The sequence below is a fragment of the Parazoarcus sp. PS-13 R2A genome, assembly GCF_057621855.1.
This window is the reverse complement of record NZ_JBYEXN010000025.1, coordinates 22,197-45,442: the sequence shown is the minus strand read 5'-3', so window position 1 is coordinate 45,442 and position 23,246 is coordinate 22,197. Positions and strand designations below refer to the sequence as shown.

Below are 23,246 nucleotides of genomic sequence, written 5' to 3'. Positions count from 1 at the left end.
AGAAATTGTTAACGCGGCGCAAGGTCCAGAAGGCGGTTTTCGATCGGGCACCCAGGTTGCTGGCAGGTGGGCGCCGGGTAAGGTTCTATTGAGAGCGCATCAAGTCACCAGGATCAGGACAAGCATCAGGCTTGCTGCCGACAGCAGTGTCTGCAGGGTGATGATGCCGGCCATCAGATGACTGTCGCCGTCCAGCTGGCGGGTCAGCACGTATGCGGTTGGTGCGGTCGGTAAGGCGAAGAAGAGCACCAGGATTGAACGCTCGATGGCTGGCAGTCCCACAATGACGGCACAGCCGAATGCGATCGCCGGGACCAGCAGGAGCCGGGTCAGACTGTTCGTGATCAGGGCGCCCACCTCGCCATGGAGCTCGCCCGGCTTCAGAGCGGCACCGACACAGAGCAGGCCCAGCGGCAGACTGGATCCGGCCAGCAGCGCCAGCAGCCGGTCCGTACCCCACTTGATCTCAACGCCGGACTGATTGACCAGCGCCCCCGCGAGGCAGGCGAGGATGAGCGGATTCTTCACGATCGGGAGCACCAGCGCCTTGAGGCTGGTATCCCTGCCCGCCGACAGGGCAAGCACCGCCATCACGTTAACGATCGGCACGAGGAGCGCCAGCATCACCGCCGCCAGCAGCAGGCCTTCCTTGCCGAAAAAACCACCTATCGCAGCCAGCCCCAGATAGGTGTTGAAGCGCAGCGTTCCCTGCAGCATCACACCGAATCGTGCCGCAGGCCAGGCATGGACCCGGCGCGCGACCAGCAGTCCGACACTGCATACCGCCAATGCAAGCGCGACTGCGGTGAGCAGGCGTGGCAAAGCGGGATCATTCAAAGGCGCGGAAGCCAGACTCTTGAACAACAGCGCAGGGAACAGAATGAAGTAATTGAAGCGCTCCGCGCCGGGCCAGAACGCCTGCCCCGGAAACCCGCGCTTCTGCATGTAATACCCTGCGACGATTAGCACGAAGAGCGGCCACAAGGACTCCAGCACTTCGATCATTGCGCACGCTCCGGCGTACCTGCCCGCATCCCCCTCGGGCGGCATGCTGCAGCCACTTCGCGAGCACCCTGCAGGCATCGCTCACCGCCTGCCGCCATGGCGACACCAGGCACCCAGCCGCGAGGCATGTGCGCATCCCCCGTCGCCACGCTTGTCATCAACAGCCCTTGCAACATCCATTCTCCCTGCATGATCCCGCGTACGCCGCACGCGCTCGCGCACTGCCAGCATACCGGAGCCCGCGACCTGATGATCGAATCGCCGAACAGGGTCCGCCCGCAGGGACATGGGCACGCCGCGCCACTGGCGGTTGCACCCCTACCCGGGGCAATGCACGCCGGCCTCAACGCCAGACGTTGCAGGGCAGACGGGTACCGTCTCCGCCTCGCAAACTACCGCTTGACGCCCTCTGACGCTCTTTGTAGCGTACGCGCACCGACCCCCGGACAACAGACATGAAAAATAAATACAGTGCGCGCCCTCTCATCCTGATTGCAGCCCTGCTCATGGCCACCACCGCAGCGGAGGCCAGACATCCGTGGGTCACCGACAACCCGCGCCTCGACAAGAACGCATGGTTTTCCAATCTCGAATCGGGCGCCGAGGTGCAATCGCCCTTTGTCGCAAAGTTCGGGCTCACCGGCATCGGCATCGCGTCGATCAAGAAACCCGTGGCAAGCACCGGACACCACCACCTGCTGATCGACCGCGGGCTCCCGCTCAACTTTACCGAGCCGCTGCCCTTCAACGACCAGTACATCCACTTCGGCAAGGGCCAGATGGAAGCCATCCTCGACCTGCCGCCGGGCAAGCACAGCCTGCGCCTGGTGTTTGCCGATCACAGACACATCCCCAACTTCGTCTATAGCGACGAACTCGTCGTGAATGTCACCGGCAGCAGCGGATAAACCATCGATTCGCTCAAGCGCACGGAAATCAGTCTGCTCTCGCCCCGCGGCGGCAGCAGGGTCAGCCCGCCCTTTGCCGTCGCCATGCATGCGGCCGGCTACAATGTCTCGCACACCGAGATCACCGAACCCGACACCGGGCACTTCCGGCTGCGTCTTGCCCCGGCGAAAGGCGACGAAGTCGTCATCGATCTGACCGGTGGCGAAACCGAAGTCTGGCTCAACCCGCCTGCAGGCAGCTACAGCGCATCGCTCGAGATGTTGAGCAACAGCGCGCCGGGAACGGTGATGGCGAAGACGGCGCCCGTCCGCTTCGACGTAAAACCGCGCTGACCCCGGCCACGCAACGCACGGTCAGATCCGAGCGACGGCATCCGGCAATCACCCGAGATGCAGGCCGATCGCGGCAGCCTGCCTGCATCGAAATCCGACGCAGGCAAGGACCTCGATTAGAATCCACCTCTTTCCCGACCGGACCGCCTGCCCCCACGTGAGACTCCTGCTGATTGAAGACGACCCGATGATTGGTGCCGGCGTGCAGCAGGCGCTGCGGCAGGACGGCTATGCGGTGGACTGGGTGCGCGATGGCGTCGCTGCCGAACTCGCGGTGCAGGACAATCCCTACGAACTGTTATTGCTCGATCTGGGGCTGCCGCGCCGGGGTGGCATCGAACTGTTGCAGAACCTGCGTGCAGCCGGCAATACGCTGCCGGTGCTGGTCATGACCGCACGCGACGCGGTTGCTGACCGCATCCGCGGCCTCGACGCGGGTGCCGACGACTATCTCGTCAAACCCTTCGATCTCGATGAACTCGGGGCCCGCGTGCGGGCATTGCTGCGACGCCAGCGCGGACAGGCCGCGCCGCTGATCGTCCACGGCGGGCTGACGCTCGACCCGGCCACGCATGAAGTCAAACTGGACGGTGAAGTTGTGCGTCTGTCGGCACGGGAGTACGCATTGCTGCGGGCACTGCTCGAACAGCCCGGCAAACCGCTGTCGCGGGCACAACTCGAAGAGCGGGTCTACGGCTGGGAAGAGGAAGTGGAAAGCAACGCGATCGAGGTCCATATCCACGGCCTGCGGCGCAAACTCGGTGCCGACTGGGTGCGCAATCTGCGCGGTGTCGGCTACTACCTGCAGGAGCGGACATGAACTCATTGCGTCGCACCCTGCTGGTCTCGCTGCTGAGCGCCATCGCCGTGGTGTTCGCAATCGCCGGCTATGCGACCTACCGCACCGCGCGGGGCGAAGTCGACGAACTGATGGATTACCATTTGCGCCAGTTCGCGCTGTCACTGCGCGACCAGCATTTCGGCCAGCAACCCCCTCCGCCACCACCGATGGAATCGCCTGAAGAGTCTTTCGATTTCGTCATCCAGATCTGGGACGCCGAGGGCGTGCGACTCTACCTCTCCCGGCCGCACAGCGTACTCCCGGCGCTCGCGCGCTTCGGCTACAACACGGTCGACACCACCGAAGGCAAATGGCGGGTGTTCTCCATTCCGTTGCAGAACCAGGTCATCCAGATTGCACAGCCGATGTCGGTGCGCAGCCGGATGGCGGCCGACGCGGCGTTGCGCACCCTGATTCCGCTCCTTGTCCTGATTCCCCTGCTCGGCGCCCTGATCTGGTACCTGGTCGGACGCGGCCTGCGTCCGCTGGAGCAGCTCGCACGCGAGGTCGGCACGCGTCGCGCCGACTCCCTCTCCGCCCTCCCCGCCGCCGAGGTGCCGGACGAAGCGCGGCCGCTGGTGCTTGCACTCAACGACCTCCTGCACCGGCTCGATCAGGCCATGAGCGCACAACGCGCGTTTGTAGCCGATGCCGCTCACGAACTGCGCACGCCGCTCGCTGCGCTGCAGATCCAGCTTCAGCTCACCGAACGCGCAAGCGACGACGCCACGCGTCAGGCTGCGCTGGGAGAGCTGCGTGCCGGTCTGCAGCGTGCCACGCACCTGGTGCAGCAACTGCTGACGCTGGCCCGCCAGGAACCCGGCGCTGACGCGAGCGCAAAGTTCGTTCCGGTCGTGCTCGCCGACATCGCGCGCCAGGGCCTCACCGACCATGCTTCGCTCGCAGACGCACGCCAGATCGACCTCGGTGCGGACACGCTCGACGAGGCCGCCGTGGTTCAGGCCGACCCGGCCGCACTCCGCACCCTGCTCGGCAACCTGATCGACAACGCGATTCGCTACACCCCGGCCGGCGGGCGTGTGGATGTCACGGTGTTTACCGACCCCACGACCCCCGCCTCGCACTGGCTGTGTGTCAGCGACAGCGGCCCCGGCATTCCGCCCGAAGAGCGTGATCGCGTGCTGGACCGTTTCTATCGCCGTGCCGAGGTGGAGCAAAGCGGCAGCGGCCTGGGGCTTGCCATCGTTCGCAGCATCGCCGAGCGCCATGGCGCGAGTCTCGTGCTCGACACCTCGCCCCACGGCGGGCTCAGGGTCGGTCTGTGCTTCCCCGCCGAGCGACAAGCGCAAGTGTCTTAAGTCTGGTTTAAGTCGACGCACCTTAGATTGCAGCTGTCGCGGGTTTTGAAGCCCGCATCGGTTAAAGGAGCCCGACATGAAAACCAAGGTCATCCAGCTTTCCGGCGTTGCAGTCGCCGTCGCGGCACTTGCCATTGGCGGATACAACTTCGCCAACCATTCCATCGGCAGCGCGCACGCGGCCCCCGCTTCCATCGTCGCTTCCGCCTCGTCTTCGGCCAGCCCGTCTGCCACGCTGACGCTGCCCGACTTCCAGTCCATCGCAGAGCGCTACGGTCCCGCAGTCGTCAACATCAGTGTCGAGGGCACGGTGAAGACCTCCGCACGCGGACAGTCGCCCTTCGAAGGGATGAGCCCGAACGATCCTTTCTACGAATTCTTCCGCCGTTTCGGCCCCCAGATCCAGATACCCGACGGCGAGCAGATCACCCACGGCATGGGCTCGGGCTTCATCGTCAGCGCCGACGGCGTCATCCTCACCAATGCACACGTGGTTGCCGATGCCACCCAGGTGACGGTCAAGCTGATGGACAAGCGCGAGTTCACCGCCAAGGTGATCGGCATCGACAGGCCCACCGACATCGCCGTGCTGCGCATCGACGCCAGGGATCTGCCCACGGTACCGCTCGGCGACCCGAGCCAGACCCGGGTCGGCGAATGGGTGCTGGCCATCGGCGCGCCTTTCGGTTTCGAGAACAGTGTGACCGCAGGCATCGTCTCGGCAAAGTCGCGCTCGCTGCCCGACGAAGGCTACGTCCCGTTCATCCAGACCGACGTTGCGATCAACCCGGGCAACTCCGGTGGTCCGCTGCTCAACCTCAAGGGCGAGGTCATTGGCATCAACTCGCAGATCTACAGCCGCTCCGGTGGCTATCAGGGTCTGTCGTTCGCGATTCCGATCAATGTCGCCGCGCAGGTCCGGGATCAACTCGTCACACATGGCAAGGTCACCCGCGGCCGGCTGGGTGTCGCCGTCCAGGATCTGAACCAGGCACTGGCGAACTCGTTCGGGCTGGAAACCGCGCATGGCGCGCTGGTGAGCCGGGTGGACACCGACGGCCCCGCTGCCAAGGCCGGCATCGAACCCGGCGACATCATTATCGGGCTCAACGGCGAGCGTGTCGAAAGCTCGGCTGAACTGCCGCCCAAGGTTGCAGCCATCGCGCCGGGAGAATCCGTGAAAGTGGAGATCTGGCGTCAGGGCAAGAGCCGCGAACTGACGGCGACCGTGGGCGAACTCAAGTCCGCACAAGTGGCCGCAAACGACGGTCAGGGTGCGGACCAGGGACGTCTCGGCGTGGCGGTCCGTCCGCTCAGCCCCGACGAGCAAAAGCAGATCGAATCCAGTTCCGGTCTGCTCGTCCTCGACTCCACCGGCCCCGCGGCCCACGCCGGCATCCAGCGTGGCGATGTCATCCTCGCCGTAAACGGGAAGCCCGTGATCAGCGTCGAAGGCCTGCGCAAGGACCTCGCCGCACTTGGCAAACATGCAGCAATCCTCATCCAGCGCGAGGATGCACGGATCTTCATTCCCATCGAACTCGGCTGAACCTCGACTACCCCAGACGGCTGCAGGGAGAGCCTGCAGCCAAACCCACCGGAGAGACGCATGAGAAACAGACACCGTATTTCGCGCCGTGTGCTGCGGCATTTCCTTCAACTGGCGGCTGCGACCTTCGCCATCGGCGCCAATGTTGCACCGGCCAGCGCGGGCAGCGACAACGCAAGGCTTGCTGCCGACCGCCAGGAAGACAACAAGTACGCCCACAACGTGGCTGCGGGCGGGCAGTCGGATGCCTATCCGCTGAGCTTCGCACTTCCCGCGCCATCCGTGGCGCCAATTGCGGGGCAGACCAGAGCGGACGTCCGCGTGCTTGACCGCGACGGCCGCAAGCTCGTCCAGCTCGCGCTCGACGGCGACAGCATGATTGGCCCCTTCGACCACGGCGCATACACAGTGCTGATCAAGGCCAACGGTCTGACCGAGGTCCATCGGGTTCGCATCGGCACTGACACCCTGCCCTATCTTCATTTCACCGAGAACGTCTGAGGCTGCGCCGGGGCGACCGCCGTCACGCGTCGCAGTCACCCCGGAACGAGCCTGAGCGTGCGCGAGGGAAGCACTACGTCACAGCGCACGTTCGCTTCCCTCAACTTGCGATCAAACGTGTGACCTGCGTCAACCCGATATATAACGAACGACCTAGATAATACTGACGGAGCCACAGCCTTTTCGGTAATCTGCAGGCGACCACCGGCACGTTGAAAGGCAGCGTGAACGGACAGATTCTGTGGCAGGGAGTTTTGATGTTTTCCAGGTTGAGTCGTTTGAGCATTCGCAACCGCATATGGTTGATCGTGACCATGCTGGTCGGCAGCGTCGTGCTCGGCGCCTTGCTCGACGGAATGGCGCTGCGCGATGCGCTCTGGCGCGAAAGGGAGCTTCAGACCCAGAGCCTCGTCGTGTCCGGTCACGACGTCATGCTGCATTTCCACGCTCTGCAGCTGGATGGTACGCTGTCGGCCGCCGACGCACAGCGCGCGGCGATCAGCGCCGTTCGTGCCATGCGTCGTTCGGACAGCGAGTACCTCTGGATTGCCGACATGAGCGGCAAGGATCCAAAGGTGGTGATGCACCCCTTGCAGCCAAGGCTCGAGGGGCGCCTGCTCGACGCATCCCGCTTTACCTTTGTGCCTGACCTGCGTTCGCTCCCGGTTCCTTCCCGGGCACCGACGTACGGGACTAAGGACGCGCAGGCAACCCTCCGCGCACTCGCCGAGCAAGGCGGGGAAGGTTACCTGAGCTACGTCTGGCCCCGGTCTGCATCCTCGCCCGATCAACCCTCGGAGCTTTATCCGAAGCTCTCCTACGTCCGGAATGTGGCGCCGTGGAACTGGGTCATCGGTTCCGGTCTATTCATTGAAGACGTCGACGCAGCGATCTGGAAACAGACCTCCAACACCGTGCTGCGCACCGGCATTGCCAGCATCGTCCTGTTGCTGCTCGCCTCGCTCGTAGCGCGCAGTATCACGCTCCCGCTCAAGCGGTCCACAAGGGCCATGCGTGGTATCGGTCCACCGTGGGGGAAAGCCGAGCGTCTGCCTGTCACCGGTCATGGCGAACTTGCAGAACTCGCCACCGGCTTCAACCGGATGCTCGATGAGCTCGAGGTGCACGAAGCGGCACAGACTCAACGCGAGCAGCAACTCGAGGAAGCGGTCGCCCGACGCACGGCCGAGCTCAGAGCCGCGAACAGGCAACTGGAAGCAGAACTCACTGAAAGACAACAGGCAGAGCAGGCATTGCGTGACAGCGAAGCCCACTTCAGCAACATCTGCACCACGGCGCAGGACGCGATCTTCCTGATCGACGAACAGCGACGCATTTCGTACTGGAATCCCGCTGCCGTGCGGATCTACGGCTACAGCGCAGACGAAGTGCTCGGTCGTGACGTACTTGAGTTTGTCATCCCTGAACGTCTCATGGACTGGGCCGGCGCAGAGTTCTCCGAGTTCATCGCAAGCGACGACTACAAGCGCCATGGCAGGCAGCACGAGGTAATCGGTCGCAGCCGGGATGGCCGCGAGTTTCCCGTTTCGCTGTCAGTCTCGGCCATCAGGCTCAATGGAAGCTGGTCAGCTGTGTGCTTCGTCCGTGACATCAGCGAGCAGAAGCAGTCTTCGCAGGCAGTGCGCGAAAGCCGGGCGCGCATGCGTGCGCTCCTCGACGCAAGCAGCGAATCCGTGCTGCTCCTCGACCCCGCGGGTGTGATTCTCGAGATCAACACCTGTGCCGCACAGCGCTTCAACCTGACCCCCGAAGACATGAGTGGCCGGAACTTCTTCGACTATCTGCCACCTGCGCTGGTCGCGCCACGTAATGCTGCGATCCAGCAGGTCGTGATCAGCGGAGAGCCCACGCACCTGAACGACCGCCGCGACGGACGCTTCTTCGACAACAACCTCTATCCGGTCAAGGACGACAGCGGCAGGGTTGAGAGCATCGCAATCTACGCCCGGGACACGACAGAGCACGAGCGCAATACTGCGATCGAGGCCACCTTCAACCGCATGGACAATCTCCTCCTGCAGCAAAAAACGGAACTGGCCGAAATTGCACGTATCTTCTGCCAGCGCATCGTGCCCGTCTTCGACTTTATCGGCGCCTGGATCGGGCGCGCGGAGAAAGACGGCCGCCTCACCGTGATCGCCACCTCGGACACCGAGGCGGGCGGCGCACTCGAGGGTCTGAGCAAGGCCGCCCTGCGCTGGGACGACGCGCCTCATTGCCACCCTGCCTCCATGGTGATGCGCAGCGGCGAACCGGAAATCGTGGATTTTGCCGACGCCGGATGTCACGGCTGCGAGGGCAGCATCCATGCGCTCGGCGCCGGCGAATCCATCCTTCTGCCGCTGATGCTGCGCGGCAAGCCCTGGGGTGTCCTCACGTTCTACGGCCGTCGGAACGGGTGCTTCAGTCACGCCAGCACGCTGCAGGCACTCAAGGGCCTTGCGGATCGCGTCGGTGTCTCACTCGAGTCCGCGGTACAGCAGGAGTGGCTGACCCTGCTGAACACCGCGCTGGCCAATGTCGCCAATGCGGCCTATATCACCGACGGCAGCGGCACGATCCTGTGGGGCAACCGCGCGCTCTCGACCCTTTCCGGCTTCTCCGAAGCCGAGATCCTGGGTGCAAATCCGATGATATTCAGCGCGAAGGACGACAACCCGGACTTCCATGCACGTTTCCGTGACTCGATCACCGCCGGCAAGACCTGGCATGGCGAACTCATCAACACCCACAGTACGGGCACACGCTACACGGTGGACCAGACCATCACGCCCCTGCTGGATGCCAATGGAACGGTCACACACTACGTTGCCATTCTTGAAGACATCACCGAGCGCAAGAACACCGAGGAGCGGATGCAACATACCGCCCATCACGACCCGCTGACCGACCTTCCAAACCGGGGGCTCTTCATCGACCGCCTCGGCCAGGCACTGGCGCTGGCGCGCAGGGAGGCCCGCAGCGGCGCCCTGATGTTCCTCGACCTGGACCACTTCAAGGCGGTCAACGACAGGCTTGGCCACGCCGCGGGCGATGCCCTGCTGATTGCCGTGGCCGAACGCCTGCAGGCCCAGGTCAGGGAGAGCGACACCGTCGCGCGCCTTGGCGGTGACGAGTTCACCATCATCCTTCCCAGCCTGCGCGAGCCCGGCGATGCGGACATGCTGGCCGACAAGATCCTGCACGCACTGTCGCAGCCACTGACGATAGAGGGCGAAGCGATACACATCGGCGCGAGCATCGGCATTGCGCGCTTCCCCGAGGCCGGCACCACCATCGAAGCCCTGCTGCGCGCGGCCGACGATGCGATGTATGCCGCCAAACGATCCGGCCGCAACCGCCACATGTCGGCGGTGGTCGCGGACACGCCCGCCTGAGCCTGAGCCCGTCCCCGCCTCACGCCTGACGGCTCCGCCCTTGAGTGGCTTGCGGTGCGCACCCGCCGCAGCACTCAAACCCCATCGAATCCGGCATGTCAAGCAAAAATATCACATTGAGTTTCCACTGCTCCTTGTCTAAGTTCAAGCTGTCAGCATCGGCGACGTCACCGGGAGCAAGCACTTCCAGGTGACGCCGTGGCGCCGCATCCCGCCTGTCGAAAAAGAACCGGGGCCGGCCAGACGCTGACTGTCACCTGCAGGCCGGGCAGCCACATCGCATGGCGTTTTCGTCCGCACCTGCACTGACCGATGTGAATGGGATGATTGATTCAGGAACGCAAGCCGCCGTGCGCCGTCACGGCGGCTGAGCAGATCGCATGCGCATCTTTCCGCCCGCCTTTGAGGGTGTTCCAGGAAGCTGGATCGATCAGGGGTTCCGGTCGCACCGTTGCGCACGGAACGCAGTCTCCGACCGGTTCGGTTTTGCCCGATCACGACGGGGTGGCCCATCGGGGCAACCCCGGAAAAGGAGCCCGTCATGCCCGTCCAGTTCGCCGCCCCCGGGGTCTACATCCAGGAAATTCCGAGCGGGGTTCGCACCATTTCCAGCGTTGCCACCTCCGTCGCAGCCTTCCTCGGTGCCGCACCGCGCGGTCCGGTCAACAAGGCGGTTCGCATCCACAGCTTCGCGGATTTCGAGCGCAACTTTGGCGGCCTGTCCGCCGACTCCGAGATGAGCTACGGCGTGCGCCAGTTTTTTGGCAACGGCGGCTCGGACGCGTGGATCGTGCGCGTGGTCAAGGACGCCTCACCCGCGAGCCGGACCCTGCTCAGCACCACCGCAGCCAACGTGCTGACGGTCACCGCGCTCGACGCCGGTGTATCCGGCAACGACATCCAGTTGCGGGTGGATTACGCCACCGCACTGCCGGACAGCACCTTCAACCTCAGCGTGATCCGCAGCAGTGACGGACGCGCCGAACAGTACGCCAACGTGTCCATGAATTCGGCCGATGCGCGCTATCTGCCGGACCTGATGAATGGCGTGTCGCAACTGGTGAAGGTCAGCCGCGATGTCCCTCAGGCAACCCTCGACGGACTGCCCGCCGGCACCTCAACCAGCGGCGCGATTGCAGATGTTGCTACCGTGATTGACGCCACGCATACGGACTTCCGGGTGGTGGTCAACGGCTTGCCGTCGGTCACCGTCAGCATCACGCTGCCGGCGGACATCGCCGGCGGCACCGCAATCCAGCGCCTGACCACCCTTGCCGCGGCTATCCAGGCCAAGGTCCGGGCACAGGCAGCAGGCAAGCCGGCCTTGCTCAACTTCACCTGCACCCGCACCGGCTCCACCCTCGTTCTGGGTTCGGGCAGCGGGGGCGAGTTCTCCTCGGTACGGGTGCTGGCCGGCGCGCGCAACAATGCTGCGGGCGTGCTCAAGCTGGGCGCGGCCGCAGGCGGCATCGAAGCCGATGCGGTCGCCGCAATCCGTCCGGCACGACTGCCCGACCCCGCAACGCTGACCAGCGGCGCTTTCGCCGCAAACGATCTGGACGCGCTGCCCGATGCGACCCACAGCAGCCTTCGCATCAGCCTCGACGGCTATGGGCCCGACCTCGTGGATATCGGCGTTGCCCCCGCGGTCGGCGCCAACCTCGGGGCGAAAATGGCCGATGTCGCAGCCCGTCTGCAGACAGCGGTTCGCGCGCTCAAACCCGGCAACCCCGCCTATCGCGATTTCGTGGCGAGCGTTCAGGGCAGCACCCTGGTGCTTGCGTCCGGTTCGCGCGGCGCAGGCTCGGCGATCGCCGTGAGCGCCGCCGCGAGCAATGACATCGCAACCGGCCTTCACCTGCTCACAGGCGCCGTCCTGTCGCCGCCGCCCACCGACGCCTTCCTCGACGGCGGCAGCGAGACCCCTTATGCCGCGGCCGACATCTACCCCGCCTTCATCGGCAGCCGAAGCAAGCGCGAGGGTCTGTACGCACTGGAAGACGTCGACCTGTTCAACCTGCTGGTCCTGCCCGGCATTACCGACAGTGGCGTGCTGGCCGATGCAACGAGCTACTGCCAGGAGCGCCGGGCCTTCTTCATCATCGACGCCCCGCCTTCGGCCACCGACGTGGCCACCATGGTCCAGTCGGCCTCAGGCACCGACCTGCCAAAATCCGACCATGCCGCGGTGTACTTCCCCTGGACCCATGTGGCCGACCCGCTCAAGAACGGCAAGCCGCGGCTCACTCCGCCGAGCGGCACGATCGCCGGCCTGTATGCCCGTACCGACGGCAGCCGCGGCGTGTGGAAGGCGCCCGCCGGCACCGATGCCAACCTGTCCGGCGTGCAGTCGCTGGCGCTCACGCTCACCGACGGCGAGAACGGCAGCCTGAATCCGCTCGGCGTGAATTGCCTGCGTACCTTCCCCGTCTATGGCGCAGTGTGCTGGGGCGCGCGCACCTTGCGCGGTGCGGACCAGATGAGCTCGGAGTACAAGTACGTGCCCGTGCGACGGCTCGCGTTGTATATCGAAGAGTCGCTCTATCGCGGCACGCAGTGGGTGGTGTTCGAACCCAACGACGAACCGCTGTGGGCGCAGATCCGGCTCAATATCGGCGCCTTCATGAACGGGCTGTTCCGCCAGGGGGCCTTCCAGGGTTCCTCACCGCGTGACGCCTACCTGGTGAAGTGCGACCGCGAGACCACGACGCAGGACGACATCAACCGCGGCGTGGTGAACATCCTGGTCGGCTTCGCGCCGCTCAAACCGGCGGAATTCGTCGTCATCAGCATTCAGCAACTCGCCGGACAGATTCAGGTGTAGGCGCACTGACCCATCGCCCCGCATACCCGTCACCGCATTCGAGGAGGCCGCACCATGGCGCAGTTCACCGTCAATTCGCAACGGTTCGATCCCTACAAGAACTTCAAATTCCGCGTGAAATGGGACGGCCGCTACGTCGCCGGCATCAGCAAGGTGTCCGCGCTCAAACGCAGCACCGAAGTCGTCGAGCACCGCGAAGGGGGCGACCCGTCCAGTTCGCGCAAGTCGCCGGGACGCAGCAAGTTCGAAGCCATCACGCTCGAGCGCGGCGTCACCCACGACAAGGACTTCGAGCAGTGGGCGAACAAGGTGTGGAACCTCGGCTCGGGCCTGGGCAGCGAAGTCTCGCTGAAGGATTTCCGCAAGGACCTGATCATCGAGGTCTACAACGAAGCCGGCCAGCTCGCGCTGGCGTACAAGGTGTTCCGCTGCTGGGTGTCCGAGTATCAGGCCCTGCCCGACCTCGACGCCAATGCCAACGCGGTGGCGATCCAGCAGATCAAGCTCGAGAACGAGGGCTGGGAGCGGGATTATGAAGTGAGCGAACCCAGTGAACCCAGCTACGTCGAGCCGGCCTGACGGAGCCCGCTTATGCGGCCACTCAGCGCTTCGCAACTCCTCTATCTGTGGGACGCCGGTCAGTCCCGGCATCCGATAGACCGCGCACTGCTTGCGCTCGCCCTGGGACTGCCCGAGGAGGCGCCGGACGGGCTTGCCGACCATCCGGTGGGCTGGCGCGAAGCCCGCCTGCTGGCCCTGCGCAACGCCACCTTCGGCGCGCAGATCGACGGCTACGATGCCTGCCCGCGCTGTGGCGCAATGATGGAGTTCTCGGTTGATGGCGACGCGCTGCTGGCCGCACTGCCGCTGCCGACGGACGATGCCTTGATCGAACTCGATGGCAGTCAATGGCGCCTGCCTTCGAGCCGCGACCAGGCGCTGGCGCTCGCGGCGGGCGAACCCGAGCGCGTCGCCCGGCGCTTGCTCGCGCGCTGCCACGTTGCGGGCAGCGAAGACATCACGGCCGCGCAGACCGCCACGCTCGAAGCCCTGATGGAAGACCTGGACCCGGCAGCAAACATCCACCTCGGCATGCACTGCAGCGAATGCGGCGAGCACTGGGACGCCCTGCTCGATGTCGGCAGCTGGTTCTGGGACGAACTCGGAGCCCGGGTACGTGAGCTGCTGCATGCGGTCCATCGGCTTGCCCTCGCCTACGGCTGGCGCGAAGCCGACATCCTCGCCCTGAGCCCGGCACGGCGTGCCGCCTATCTGGACCTGATCGGTTGAGGGCGACATGAGCGGATATCTCCTTCAACTCGCCAGACGCAGCCTCGGTATCAGCCACCGGGCGCGCAGCCGTGCAACGCTGCCCTATGCGACCGCAGCGACATGCGCCCCGATCGAGGAAGGCCTCGCGCCGGCCTTCGAGCCTGGCCTGTCACAGCCGGACACTAACGGCCGTTCCACACCACACCGCGGCGCCGCTCGCGCTCAGACCATGACGCCCGCCCCGCACATGGCAGACGCCGAACGCACGCCACAGCCCCTGCTCCCCTCCCCTTCCCCGCGCGCCGCCGCCCTCCAGCACGCAGCGCAGGCAAAGCCCGACACGCCCGGTCCAGGCGAACGCGAGAACCGTCCCGCGCCCGAACGCCAGCGCGCTCAGCCCACCCGCAGCGGCTCATCACCGGACACCGACTCAGCGCCAGCCTTTGACGCCCCATTCACGGACGCGCCTCATCGCACACGTCCCGCTGCGCTCGCACCACCCGAGGCACGCCAGCCGCAGTCGGAAGTACAGCCCGCCGCGACGCCCCTGCGTGCGGGCTCAAGCCGGGACCTCGACAGCCTGATCGAGCGTCTGGTTTCGCCCGCAAGACAATCCACGCCACCCGCACAGGATGAGCCACAACCGACCGCAAACGACGCCGTGCCGACCCGCTTCGTGCCCGCACGTGCAGCGGGATCGCCGGTCCGGCCGGCTGCTGCGTCCGAACGCCTGCGGAGCGAGGCGCAGCCACGCAAGCCGGCCGATGACACGGATGCGGCACCGGAGGTCCACATCACGATCGGTCGCCTGGAGATCAATCCTCCGCAACGCCCGGCGCCTCCGCCGCCGCAGCGTCGCGGCCCGGCACCACTGTCGCTCTCCGACTATCTCGCCCGTCGTCAGGGAGGCGGATCATGAGCAATGCGCTTGCGATTGCCGGTGTCACTGCCGTCCTGAAGGACCTGCTGGACTCGGGCCTGATCGACCATGCCATCAACGACGCACTGGGCGCAGGCGTGATGGTCAGCGCCGGCGCACCCGACACGGTGTCGCTGGACGACAAGACGGCGCCGCAGCTCAACCTCTTTCTGCACCAGGTGACGCCCAATCCGGCGTGGCGCAACGCGGCGCTCCCCAGCCGCGACAGCGCCGGCGGGCGCATCAGCAACCCGCCGCTGGCGCTCGACCTGCACTACCTGCTGACGGCCTATGGGCGCGCAGACCTGCAGGCCGAGGTACTGCTTGGCTACGCCCTGCAACTGCTGCACGAAAACCCGATCATCCCGCGCGAAGCAATCCGTCGCGCACTGCAGCCCGAGATCGTCGACGGTGCCATTCTCCCCACCATCTACCAGAGCCTGCGCAGTGCGGATCTTGCCGAGCAGGTGGAACTGCTCAGGATCACGCCATCGGCAATCGGCAGCGAAGAAATGTCCCGCCTGTGGTCCGCGCTGCAGGCACGCTACCGGCCCACGGCAGCCTTCCAGGTGTCAGTGGTGCTGATCGAATCGATCAAGCCGGCGCGCAGCGCGCTTCCGGTACTCAGCAGAGGCGGCGTCGAACCGGCATCGGGACGCGAGCGTGGTGTCAGTGTGTTCACCGGGAAGGTGCCGCCACTGCCAACGCTCGAGGCCGTCATTCCGGCCGGTGGCCATCCGGTGGCGACGTCGGGCAGTGAGGTTCGTGTCGACGGCCATCACCTCGACGGTGCAGACCGCCACGTCACGCTGAGCATTGCGGCACTGCAGCTCAGTCGCAGCCTCGCGATCGACGGCGGCAACAGCAATCAGATCCGCTTCACCGTCCCACCCGATCTGCCTGCCGGCCTCTACCGTCTGAGCATGTCCCTGCTGCGCCCGGAAGACGACCACGCGCGCACCACCAACCAGCTGCCGCTTGCGCTGGCCCCGACGCCGGTGCTGCCCCCCTTCAGTGGGGTCCGCGACGGCACGACCGTCACGCTGGTGATGGATGTCGTCCCGGCGCTGCGACCGGGGCAGTCGGTCTCCTTGATTCTGGGCGATCACGAGCTCAGTGCGGATCCGATCTTTGCCCCAAGCAACCGTCTCACCTTCAAGCTCCACAACGCCCCTGCGCCCGGCACCACGCACCTTGTACGCCTGCGGGTGGATGGCTTCGAAAGCCCGATCATCGACCGTGCGAGCACACCGGTGTCCTATCTCGACCGCAGGATCACGCTGCCATGAACGCCCCCATGGCTCCGGACTGGGTCAGCGCCAACCAGCAACGGCTGGTTCATGAGTTCGCGCGCCTCAGGGCCTTGCTCCAACCGGAAGCCACCGCCGTCCCTTCGACCCGCGCCCGCTCGACCGGGCATGTGCAGGCACTGCACGAGCACGGCGCCATTGACCAGCTCACAGGCTGCTTCGACCTGTCAGGCTTCGAGCGCGATCTGCTGTTGCTGTGTGCAGGCGTCGAGATGGATGCCGGAGTGGCACTGGCATGTGCGCACGGGCATGGTGATGAGGGCCGCCCCTGGGCGAGCTTCGGGCTCGCACTGGCAGCGCTGCGGGCACCGCACTGGAGCGCGCTGTCACCGCATTCGCCGCTGCGCCACTGGCGCCTGATCGAGATCGACCCCACGCCGGGCCTGGCGACGGCACGGCTGCGCATCGACGAACGCATTCTCCACTTCCTGGCAGGCATCAACGAACTTGACCGCCGGCTGTCACCGCTTGTCTCAACGGTCGACACGGTGCACCTGCAGCCACCGAGCCACAGGCTGGTGACCCGGCAGGTGATCGATACCCTGACGGACGCAGCGTCGAACCGCCGGACACCGCCCCTCATCCTGTTCGAGGGCGACGATCCGATGGCTCAGCGCGATATCGCCGCGCGCGCCGCAAGCGCCCTCGGTCTTGGGTGCCGGGTACTGAATGCAGAGGACATTCCGCGCGCAGCGGATGAACGCAGCGCACTGCAGACGCTTTGGGCACGCGAAGCACGATTGCTTGGCGTGGCCTTGATCATGTCCTTCACCACCGACAGTCCTGATGAAACCGCTGCAGCGCGCGGCTTTCTCGAGCATGTCAGCGGGACCTGTTTCGCGTGCGGCAATAGCGGCCTGGCAACGGTGCGACCGGCACGCCGTTTCCGCGTGGACAAGCCCGCCAGCGGGGAGCGTCACGCGCTGTGGACGGACGCGCTCGATGCGGAAACCGTAGAGCAACACAGCGCCGAGCTTGAGCGCACTGCAAGCCATTTCCGTCTTTCCAGCCACGCATTGCAGGCCATCGCCCGCGACGCGTCCAATGCATCGCACACGAACCGCGCACAAGTACCCGCCACCGGGTCGGGCTTGTGGCAGCGTTGCAGGCAGGAGACCAACAGCGCGCTCGACGCCCTTGCGCAGCGTTTGTCGACCGAGGCAGGCTGGGACGATCTGGTCTTGCCCGATGCGCAGCTTGGCGTCCTGCGGCAGATTGCGGCGCATGTCCGCCAGCGTCATGTCGTGTTCGAGCGCTGGGGCTTCGCCGGGACAGGCAGTCGCGGGCTCGGCCTGGCCTCGCTGTTTGCGGGCGAGAGCGGCACCGGCAAGACGCTCGCGGCAGAGGTCCTGGCCAACGCCCTGCAGCTCGACCTCTACCGCGTCGACCTGTCATCCGTGGTGAGCAAGTACATCGGCGAGACCGAGAAGAACCTGCGTCGCATTTTCGACGCAGCCGAAGACTGCGGCGCCATCCTGCTCTTCGATGAAGCCGACGCGCTGTTCGGCAAGCGCAGCGAGGTCAAGGACAGCCACGATCGCTACGCAAACATCGAGATCAGCTACCTGCTGCAGCGGATGGAGTCGTACCACGGCCTTGCAATCCTCACCACCAACCTGAAGTCGAGCCTGGACAGCGCCTTCACGCGCCGCCTGCGCTTCGTCGTTCAGTTTCCGTTTCCCGATTCAGGGCAGCGCCTCGCCTTGTGGAAACGCGCCTTTCCGCCGGCAGCCCCCACCGCCACACTCGACTTCGACAAGCTGGCCCGGCTGTCGGTCACGGGGGGCAGCATCCGCAACATTGCGCTGTCTGCGGCGTTTCTTGCCGCTGACGCCGGCGACGCCATCGGCATGCAGCACCTTCTCCAGGCCGCTCATGGCGATGCCGCGAAACGCGAACACCCACTGACCGATGCAGAGACGAGGGGATGGACATGAGCAAGTTTCATCTTCACATCGACCATCTGAGCCTCCCCGCCGGCTTCAGCCCGGCGCAGCAGCGCGAGTACATCGCCGCCCTCGAACAGCAGATCGCAGCCCGTATCGCGAGCGGCGTGTCGGCGTCTTCACTCGTCCCGGCACGCAGCAGTGTGAAGACTGGAAGCACAGCTGACCTGCGAGCCGCGACGCTCGCCCGCACCACTGTGGAGGCGCTCAACATCAAGCCTCCTGCGGGCGGGACCGGGACTGGCGGGGAAACGTCATGAACCGCCTGCACACCGCTTCGATTCGCGACACCGCATCCGCGCCGGATCGCCCGGCGCGGGAGTCCGCTGCCGATCGCAGTGCGATCCGCGCATTCGACACCCTCGCCGGCCACACCGAACCTGTGCGTGAGCGCGGCCTGATACCCGACCGCTCGGGCACGCACAGCCCGCTCCCCAAGGGCAGCCCGCAGCCAATCCCGCCGGCCTTGCGCACGCAGTTTGAACGCGGATTCGGACACGACTTCTCCCGTGTGCGCATCTTTGCGAGCGGTGCAAGCGCAGAAGCCGTGCATGCGGCGGGCAGCCGCGCCATCACGTGGGGCTCGGACATCGCCCTCGCGCCGGGGCAATGGTCTCCCGGCAGCGCAGCCGGCCGCGCGCTGCTGGCCCATGAACTCGCGCATGTCGTGCAACAGGCTGGCGAAGCGCATCCCCGCCTTGAGCACAAGACGCTGGACGAGGAGATCGACGAGGCCTTGGCAAAACGCGTGACGGACGCGAAGGGCCTCGACCCGACCCATCCGGACTATGCGATGAACCTCCAGAGCTACGGATTCTCCATCACCCACGACAAGAGCATGAATCTGCTCGAGGAGCCCAAGGACGCAAAGGCCAAGGCCGAATGGAAGCGCAACTTCCAGAAGGCCGAAAAGCTGGCTGGACGGATTCTGGATAACAGCGGCCCGAAAGTCTTCCAGAAGGAATCCCGTGCGCAGATGCTCGCGACAGACCTCGCAGCTGCCGGATTCATCGACGAGGCAATGGCACTCGCCCCGAAGATCACCGATTCAGGCGTGCGCAAGTTTGTCTATCAGGCCGTACTCGGCCACCCCGCCAAGGTATCGGATGCGCAGATCACCACCATCGCTCAGTTCCAGGCAGCGAACGCGAGTTCGCTTGGTGATCATGGACTGTTCACCCGGCTGACGACCGATCAGGGCAAATATGCGGCCAAGCTGGGCGCGGCAAAGGTCAATGCAGCGCTCAAGGTCATCGTGAAGGCCTATGCCACCGACGCTGATCTGCCACTGAAGCTTGCCCAGGTGATGTTCTACCATCCTGCCAGCCGCACCGACTTCACCGAATGGATGATGACTGACAAGCGCAGCGCCTTGCTGCGGGCCGTGTCGGAACAGGCTTACTTCGTCGAGGGTGCACAGATCCAGACTGACGGCAATACGATCAATCCGGATGCGAATACGCTGGCGTGGTCCATCGGCAACAAACAGCGCGTCACGGTCGAAGACGTTCTCGCGCTGTCGAAGGCTTCCGGCATTGCGATCCCGGCACCCGCATCGCGCAGCATCGGTGTCCTCAAGGCCTGGCTTGAAGCAAACACCGAGAAGATCGGTCAGGCGGTAGACAAGCAGAATCCCGGAAACCCGGCAGCAGCCAAGGCGCTGTTCAAGCAGATCACGGAGGCCTTCACCTGGCATGTGCCACCGGATGCGTCCGAGGACATCAAGCCTGACAAATCGGGGCACCTTACCAAGCTCACGGCAGCGGGCCCGCGGAATTCGCAGCTCAAGGTCGATTGCGATGTGCTGGCGACCTACGGCGTGCGCCTGCTCACGTCAAGCGGCTTCACGCCGATCGGCTACATGGCGGTGAAGCCAAGCGACAACGGCCGTGCGGCGCACGCGATGGCCCTGCTGAAGCACGGCAAGACCTACCAGGCAATCTCGAACAGCGCCTCCACCGAACTGACCGCGACGACAAAGGACGATGCGCTGAAGGAACTGCGTGACTTTGGTCTTCAGGAAGCCTACGACGCGAACCGCCCGCTTACGGGTTACGACATCTTCTACATGGACTGCGATGCCAAAGGCACCCTGCCCGACGACCTCGCGAACATGGACAGCAAGACCCGCCAAGGGAGTCTGAGCAAATGAGCAGCCCCCTCTCGCCCCGCCTGCTGCGCGGCGGCCTGATCCTGATCGATCCATCCAGCGGTGCGGTGCAGCGGGTGATCTCGCTGCAGTACAACCCCGAGACCCTGAGCCGCACGCTGCAGCCGCAGACCGCGGAACAGAGCGGGACGTTTTCCGAAGCCCTGCGGCTCAAAGGACCGCCGACCGAGACCATCAAGCTCGACGCCGAGATCGACGCCACCGACCAGCTCGAGTTTCCCGACCAGCATCCAACGGTGACCGCGTCCGGCATCCACGGCCAGCTCGCCGCCCTTGAGACCATCGTCTATCCGGACAGCGCGGCGCTGATCCACAACAACCTGCTGGCCAGTCTCGGCACGCTCGAAATCGCCCCCACCGTCGCACCGCTCACCCTGTTCGTGTGGAGCCGGGAACGCGTGGTGCCGGTGCGGATCACCGACTTCTCGATTACCGAAGAAGCCTTCGACGCCAGCCTCAACCCGATCCGCGCCAGGGTGTCGCTGGGTCTGCGGGTGCTGCATGTAGGCGACCTGGGCTTCGGCGACAAGGGAGGACATCTGTACATGGTTTATCAGCAACGCAAGGAACGCCTCGCCGCGGGGGCTGCCACCGGCAGCCTGTCCTCCGTCGGCCTGGCGTCGCTGCCATGAGCATCGAACGCTTCCCGCCCAACAGCCGTTACGCCGGCGTGGCCACGGGCGAACTGACGACCGCCGACGGCGAGAAGCGCGTCTTTCTGCGCCGCCGTTTCATCCCCGACCCGGCCAGCCTGGTGAGCATGGGCGAAGTGCGGGTGGAGGCCGGTGAGCGCCTCGATCGCATTGCGGCCGCGAATCTGGGCGACCCGGTGCAGTTCTGGCGCATCGCCGACGGCAACGATGCGCAGATTCCGGACGAGCTGGAAACACCCGGCCGCGTGCTGCGCCTGACCCTGCCTGCCGGACTCAGCGGCGGCGGCAATTTTGGCAATGGTGGCGGCGGTGCTTAAGGGTATCCAGCTCACGCTGCTGGTGGGACCGGGCGTGCCCGTGCCCGCACCGAAGCCGGTCATGGACGCACTGGAGAGCGTCGAAGTGACCTCGGCGGCAGGCAGCCCGAGCGGCTTCCAGCTCGCCTTCGCCATCGACAGCCGCTCGCCATTGCACACCCTGCTGCTGATCGCCGGCGGGCAGGTCCCCTGGCTGCGGGTCATCCTGGTCGCCACGCTCAACAGCCTGCCCACGGTACTGATGGACGGACTCATCACCCGCCAGGAGATCAGCGGCGGCAACGAGCCGGGCCAGGGACGCCTCACCATTACCGGTGAGGATCTGACCGTGGCCATGGACAAGCAGGACATGAGCGGCCTGCCCTATCCGGCCATGCCACCCGCCGCGCGCGTGGCGCTGATCGTCGCCCGCTACGGGCTGTACGGCATGTTGCCGGTGATCATCCCCTCGGTGTTCGAGGATGTGCCGATTCCGGTCGACCGCATTCCCACCCACGAAGGCACCGACCTCGCCTACACCCGCCAGCTCGCCCGCGAGGCAGGCCATGTGTTCTACATCGAACCCGGCCCGCTGCCGGGCGCCAACATTGCGTACTGGGGGCCGGAGATCCGGCTCGGCCCGGTGCAGCCAGCGCTGAACACCGGCATGGACGTGCACACCAACGTGGAGTCGCTCTCCTTCGCGGTCAACCAGTCCGATGCCGAAATGCCGATCGTGTTCATCCAGAACCCGATCACCAAGTTTCCGATTCCGCTGCCGGTGCCCGACGTAAGCCTGGCCAACCCGCCGCTGGGCCTGATTCCGCCCATGGTCAAAAGCCTCAGGCTTATGAAGGAGACGGCAAAGCTGTCCCCGATTGCGGCCCTGGGCAAGGGCCTGGCTGCTGCGGCCGCCTCCTCGGCAGACGCCGTGACCGGCAACGGCAGCCTCGACGTGCTGCGCTACGGCCACATCCTGAAGGCTCGCCAGCTGGTGGGCGTGCGCGGTGCCGGCATGGCCTTCGACGGCCTGTACTACGTCAAACGCGTCAGCAGCAGCCTCAAGGCCGGCGAGTTCAAGCAAGCTTTTTCACTGGCCCGCAACGGCCTTGTCTCCACCCTGCCACTGGTGCCCGCATGAGTGAAAAGACACGTCATTTCGGCAAGTTCCGCGGGGTCGTGGTCAACAACATCGACCCCATGCAGATGGGCCGCATCCAGGTTCAGGTGCCCGATGTGCTCGGCCCGGCGCTGTCATCCTGGGCCATGCCCTGCGTGCCCTTCGCCGGCATGCAGAGCGGCGCCTTCGTGCTGCCGCAGATCGGCGCCGGCGTGTGGGTCGAGTTCGAACAGGGCGACGCCGACTATCCGATCTGGGTCGGCGGCTTCTGGGGCTCTGCGGCCGAAGTCCCGGCGCTGGCACTGGCCGGCCTGCCGGTTTCGCCGAGCATCGTGCTGCAGACCGGCAACCAGAACGGACTGATGATCTCCGATCTGCCCGGTCCCACCGGCGGCATCCTGCTCAAGACCATGACCGGCGCGATGATCTCCATCAACGAGGTGGGGATCACCATTTCCAACGGCCAGGGCGCAACTATCATGCTCACCGGCCCGACGGTGAGCATCAATCAGGGCGCCCTCACGGTGATCTGACAACAACGACGAGGACGATACGAACATGCCCGGATTCCTCCTCCACCTCGGTGCCACCGTCCTCTGTGCCCACGGCGGTCAGGCCACACCGAGCTCACCCAATCCACGGGTGCTGCTGTCCGGCCAGCCCGCGACCACGCTCGGCGCGCCCTATGTCATCGCCGGTTGCGCCATGCCGCCGCCCACCGCCGGCAACGGTCCGTGCGTGAGCGGGCAATGGCTGATGGGCGCAACACGGGTATTCATTGGCGGTCAGCCCGCGTTGCTGCAGAGCTCGCCTTCGATCTGCGCCCCCACCGGCACGCCGATGACGGTGGCGACGACGCAGACGCGGGTCACGGGGATGTGA

General features: G+C 65.5%; 21 protein-coding genes. 20 read left to right on the top strand and 1 reads right to left on the bottom strand.

Features of this window, described 5'->3' with window-relative positions; all coding sequences use genetic code 11:
* Nucleotides 1-99: 99 nt before the first annotated feature.
* Entirely contained in the window at nucleotides 100-1,005 is a 906-nt protein-coding gene (locus AC22G6_RS18910; RefSeq protein WP_487368076.1) for an AEC family transporter, read from the bottom strand.
* Nucleotides 1,006-1,460: 455 nt separating this feature from the next.
* Here AC22G6_RS18910 and AC22G6_RS18905 point away from each other — a divergent pair, with 455 nt between their 5' ends.
* The 20 genes from AC22G6_RS18905 to AC22G6_RS18810 all read left to right on the top strand — a co-directional run bounded on the left by AC22G6_RS18905 (nucleotide 1,461) and on the right by AC22G6_RS18810 (nucleotide 23,246).
* Nucleotides 1,461-1,913: a DUF4399 domain-containing protein gene (locus AC22G6_RS18905; protein ID WP_487368075.1), complete on the top strand. Its 453-nt coding sequence runs from the start codon at nucleotides 1,461-1,463 to the stop codon at nucleotides 1,911-1,913.
* Between the two features lie 84 nt (nucleotides 1,914-1,997).
* The gene (locus AC22G6_RS18900; protein ID WP_487368074.1) at nucleotides 1,998-2,246 is read left to right on the top strand and encodes a hypothetical protein; all 249 of its coding nucleotides are present in this window, start codon (nucleotides 1,998-2,000) and stop codon (nucleotides 2,244-2,246) included.
* A 157-nt stretch (nucleotides 2,247-2,403) separates the two neighbouring features.
* Nucleotides 2,404-3,066: a response regulator gene (locus tag AC22G6_RS18895; protein ID WP_487368073.1), complete on the top strand. Its 663-nt coding sequence runs from the start codon at nucleotides 2,404-2,406 to the stop codon at nucleotides 3,064-3,066.
* A complete protein-coding gene (locus AC22G6_RS18890) occupies nucleotides 3,063-4,406 on the top strand; it encodes an ATP-binding protein (protein ID WP_487368072.1) in 1,344 nt (447 codons plus the stop codon). The genes AC22G6_RS18895 and AC22G6_RS18890 overlap by 4 nt, the downstream gene beginning before the upstream one ends.
* Nucleotides 4,407-4,482: 76 nt before the next feature.
* Complete coding sequence (locus AC22G6_RS18885; protein ID WP_487368071.1) at nucleotides 4,483-5,955, top strand: DegQ family serine endoprotease; 1,473 nt, start codon at nucleotides 4,483-4,485, stop codon at nucleotides 5,953-5,955.
* 60 nt (nucleotides 5,956-6,015) lie between these two features.
* Nucleotides 6,016-6,456, top strand: a complete 441-nt coding sequence (locus tag AC22G6_RS18880; RefSeq protein WP_487368070.1) for a hypothetical protein — start codon at nucleotides 6,016-6,018, stop codon at nucleotides 6,454-6,456.
* A 257-nt stretch (nucleotides 6,457-6,713) separates the two neighbouring features.
* Nucleotides 6,714-9,854, top strand: coding sequence for a PAS domain S-box protein (locus tag AC22G6_RS18875; protein WP_487368069.1), 3,141 nt, complete (start codon nucleotides 6,714-6,716; stop codon nucleotides 9,852-9,854).
* A 541-nt stretch (nucleotides 9,855-10,395) separates the two neighbouring features.
* A complete protein-coding gene (locus AC22G6_RS18870) occupies nucleotides 10,396-12,678 on the top strand; it encodes a phage tail sheath subtilisin-like domain-containing protein (protein WP_487368068.1) in 2,283 nt (760 codons plus the stop codon).
* A 54-nt stretch (nucleotides 12,679-12,732) separates the two neighbouring features.
* Nucleotides 12,733-13,257, top strand: a complete 525-nt coding sequence (locus AC22G6_RS18865) for a phage tail protein (RefSeq protein WP_487368067.1) — start codon at nucleotides 12,733-12,735, stop codon at nucleotides 13,255-13,257.
* 12 nt (nucleotides 13,258-13,269) lie between these two features.
* Nucleotides 13,270-13,968, top strand: a complete 699-nt coding sequence (locus tag AC22G6_RS18860; RefSeq protein WP_487368066.1) for a hypothetical protein — start codon at nucleotides 13,270-13,272, stop codon at nucleotides 13,966-13,968.
* 7 nt (nucleotides 13,969-13,975) lie between these two features.
* A complete protein-coding gene (locus AC22G6_RS18855) occupies nucleotides 13,976-14,869 on the top strand; it encodes a hypothetical protein (protein ID WP_487368065.1) in 894 nt (297 codons plus the stop codon).
* On the top strand, nucleotides 14,866-16,158 hold the full coding sequence (locus AC22G6_RS18850) for a Pvc16 family protein (protein WP_487368064.1): 1,293 nt from the start codon (nucleotides 14,866-14,868) through the stop codon (nucleotides 16,156-16,158). The genes AC22G6_RS18855 and AC22G6_RS18850 overlap by 4 nt, the downstream gene beginning before the upstream one ends.
* Nucleotides 16,155-18,116 (top strand): ATP-binding protein, encoded by a 1,962-nt coding sequence (locus tag AC22G6_RS18845; protein WP_487368063.1) that lies wholly within the window; start codon nucleotides 16,155-16,157, stop codon nucleotides 18,114-18,116. Before AC22G6_RS18850 ends, AC22G6_RS18845 begins: the two co-directional genes overlap by 4 nt.
* Nucleotides 18,113-18,385: a hypothetical protein gene (locus tag AC22G6_RS18840; protein WP_487368062.1), complete on the top strand. Its 273-nt coding sequence runs from the start codon at nucleotides 18,113-18,115 to the stop codon at nucleotides 18,383-18,385. The genes AC22G6_RS18845 and AC22G6_RS18840 overlap by 4 nt, the downstream gene beginning before the upstream one ends.
* A complete protein-coding gene (locus tag AC22G6_RS18835; protein ID WP_487368061.1) occupies nucleotides 18,382-20,277 on the top strand; it encodes an eCIS core domain-containing protein in 1,896 nt (631 codons plus the stop codon). Before AC22G6_RS18840 ends, AC22G6_RS18835 begins: the two co-directional genes overlap by 4 nt.
* Nucleotides 20,274-20,927 carry a hypothetical protein gene (locus AC22G6_RS18830; protein WP_487368060.1) on the top strand — a complete coding sequence of 218 codons (654 nt, stop codon included), beginning with the start codon at nucleotides 20,274-20,276 and terminating at the stop codon, nucleotides 20,925-20,927. Before AC22G6_RS18835 ends, AC22G6_RS18830 begins: the two co-directional genes overlap by 4 nt.
* On the top strand, nucleotides 20,924-21,265 hold the full coding sequence (locus AC22G6_RS18825) for a hypothetical protein (protein WP_108948034.1): 342 nt from the start codon (nucleotides 20,924-20,926) through the stop codon (nucleotides 21,263-21,265). The genes AC22G6_RS18830 and AC22G6_RS18825 overlap by 4 nt, the downstream gene beginning before the upstream one ends.
* A complete protein-coding gene (locus AC22G6_RS18820) occupies nucleotides 21,258-22,385 on the top strand; it encodes a hypothetical protein (protein ID WP_487368059.1) in 1,128 nt (375 codons plus the stop codon). The genes AC22G6_RS18825 and AC22G6_RS18820 overlap by 8 nt, the downstream gene beginning before the upstream one ends.
* Entirely contained in the window at nucleotides 22,382-22,897 is a 516-nt protein-coding gene (locus tag AC22G6_RS18815; protein ID WP_487368058.1) for a phage baseplate assembly protein V, read from the top strand. The genes AC22G6_RS18820 and AC22G6_RS18815 overlap by 4 nt, the downstream gene beginning before the upstream one ends.
* 25 nt (nucleotides 22,898-22,922) lie before the next feature.
* Entirely contained in the window at nucleotides 22,923-23,246 is a 324-nt protein-coding gene (locus AC22G6_RS18810; protein ID WP_487368057.1) for a hypothetical protein, read from the top strand.

Coding starts and splice junctions, on each gene's coding strand:
- AC22G6_RS18900 (WP_487368074.1), top strand. CDS start 1,998: ATGCATGCGGCCGGCTACAATGTCTCGCACACCGAGATCACCGAACCC.
- AC22G6_RS18860 (WP_487368066.1), top strand. CDS start 13,270: ATGCGGCCACTCAGCGCTTCGCAACTCCTCTATCTGTGGGACGCCGGT.
- AC22G6_RS18810 (WP_487368057.1), top strand. CDS start 22,923: ATGCCCGGATTCCTCCTCCACCTCGGTGCCACCGTCCTCTGTGCCCAC.
- AC22G6_RS18825 (WP_108948034.1), top strand. CDS start 20,924: ATGAGCATCGAACGCTTCCCGCCCAACAGCCGTTACGCCGGCGTGGCC.
- AC22G6_RS18875 (WP_487368069.1), top strand. CDS start 6,714: ATGTTTTCCAGGTTGAGTCGTTTGAGCATTCGCAACCGCATATGGTTG.
- AC22G6_RS18865 (WP_487368067.1), top strand. CDS start 12,733: ATGGCGCAGTTCACCGTCAATTCGCAACGGTTCGATCCCTACAAGAAC.
- AC22G6_RS18855 (WP_487368065.1), top strand. CDS start 13,976: ATGAGCGGATATCTCCTTCAACTCGCCAGACGCAGCCTCGGTATCAGC.
- AC22G6_RS18905 (WP_487368075.1), top strand. CDS start 1,461: ATGAAAAATAAATACAGTGCGCGCCCTCTCATCCTGATTGCAGCCCTG.
- AC22G6_RS18840 (WP_487368062.1), top strand. CDS start 18,113: ATGAGCAAGTTTCATCTTCACATCGACCATCTGAGCCTCCCCGCCGGC.
- AC22G6_RS18815 (WP_487368058.1), top strand. CDS start 22,382: ATGAGTGAAAAGACACGTCATTTCGGCAAGTTCCGCGGGGTCGTGGTC.
- AC22G6_RS18890 (WP_487368072.1), top strand. CDS start 3,063: ATGAACTCATTGCGTCGCACCCTGCTGGTCTCGCTGCTGAGCGCCATC.
- AC22G6_RS18845 (WP_487368063.1), top strand. CDS start 16,155: ATGAACGCCCCCATGGCTCCGGACTGGGTCAGCGCCAACCAGCAACGG.
- AC22G6_RS18850 (WP_487368064.1), top strand. CDS start 14,866: ATGAGCAATGCGCTTGCGATTGCCGGTGTCACTGCCGTCCTGAAGGAC.
- AC22G6_RS18910 (WP_487368076.1), bottom strand. CDS start 1,005: ATGATCGAAGTGCTGGAGTCCTTGTGGCCGCTCTTCGTGCTAATCGTC.
- AC22G6_RS18885 (WP_487368071.1), top strand. CDS start 4,483: ATGAAAACCAAGGTCATCCAGCTTTCCGGCGTTGCAGTCGCCGTCGCG.
- AC22G6_RS18835 (WP_487368061.1), top strand. CDS start 18,382: ATGAACCGCCTGCACACCGCTTCGATTCGCGACACCGCATCCGCGCCG.
- AC22G6_RS18830 (WP_487368060.1), top strand. CDS start 20,274: ATGAGCAGCCCCCTCTCGCCCCGCCTGCTGCGCGGCGGCCTGATCCTG.
- AC22G6_RS18880 (WP_487368070.1), top strand. CDS start 6,016: ATGAGAAACAGACACCGTATTTCGCGCCGTGTGCTGCGGCATTTCCTT.
- AC22G6_RS18870 (WP_487368068.1), top strand. CDS start 10,396: ATGCCCGTCCAGTTCGCCGCCCCCGGGGTCTACATCCAGGAAATTCCG.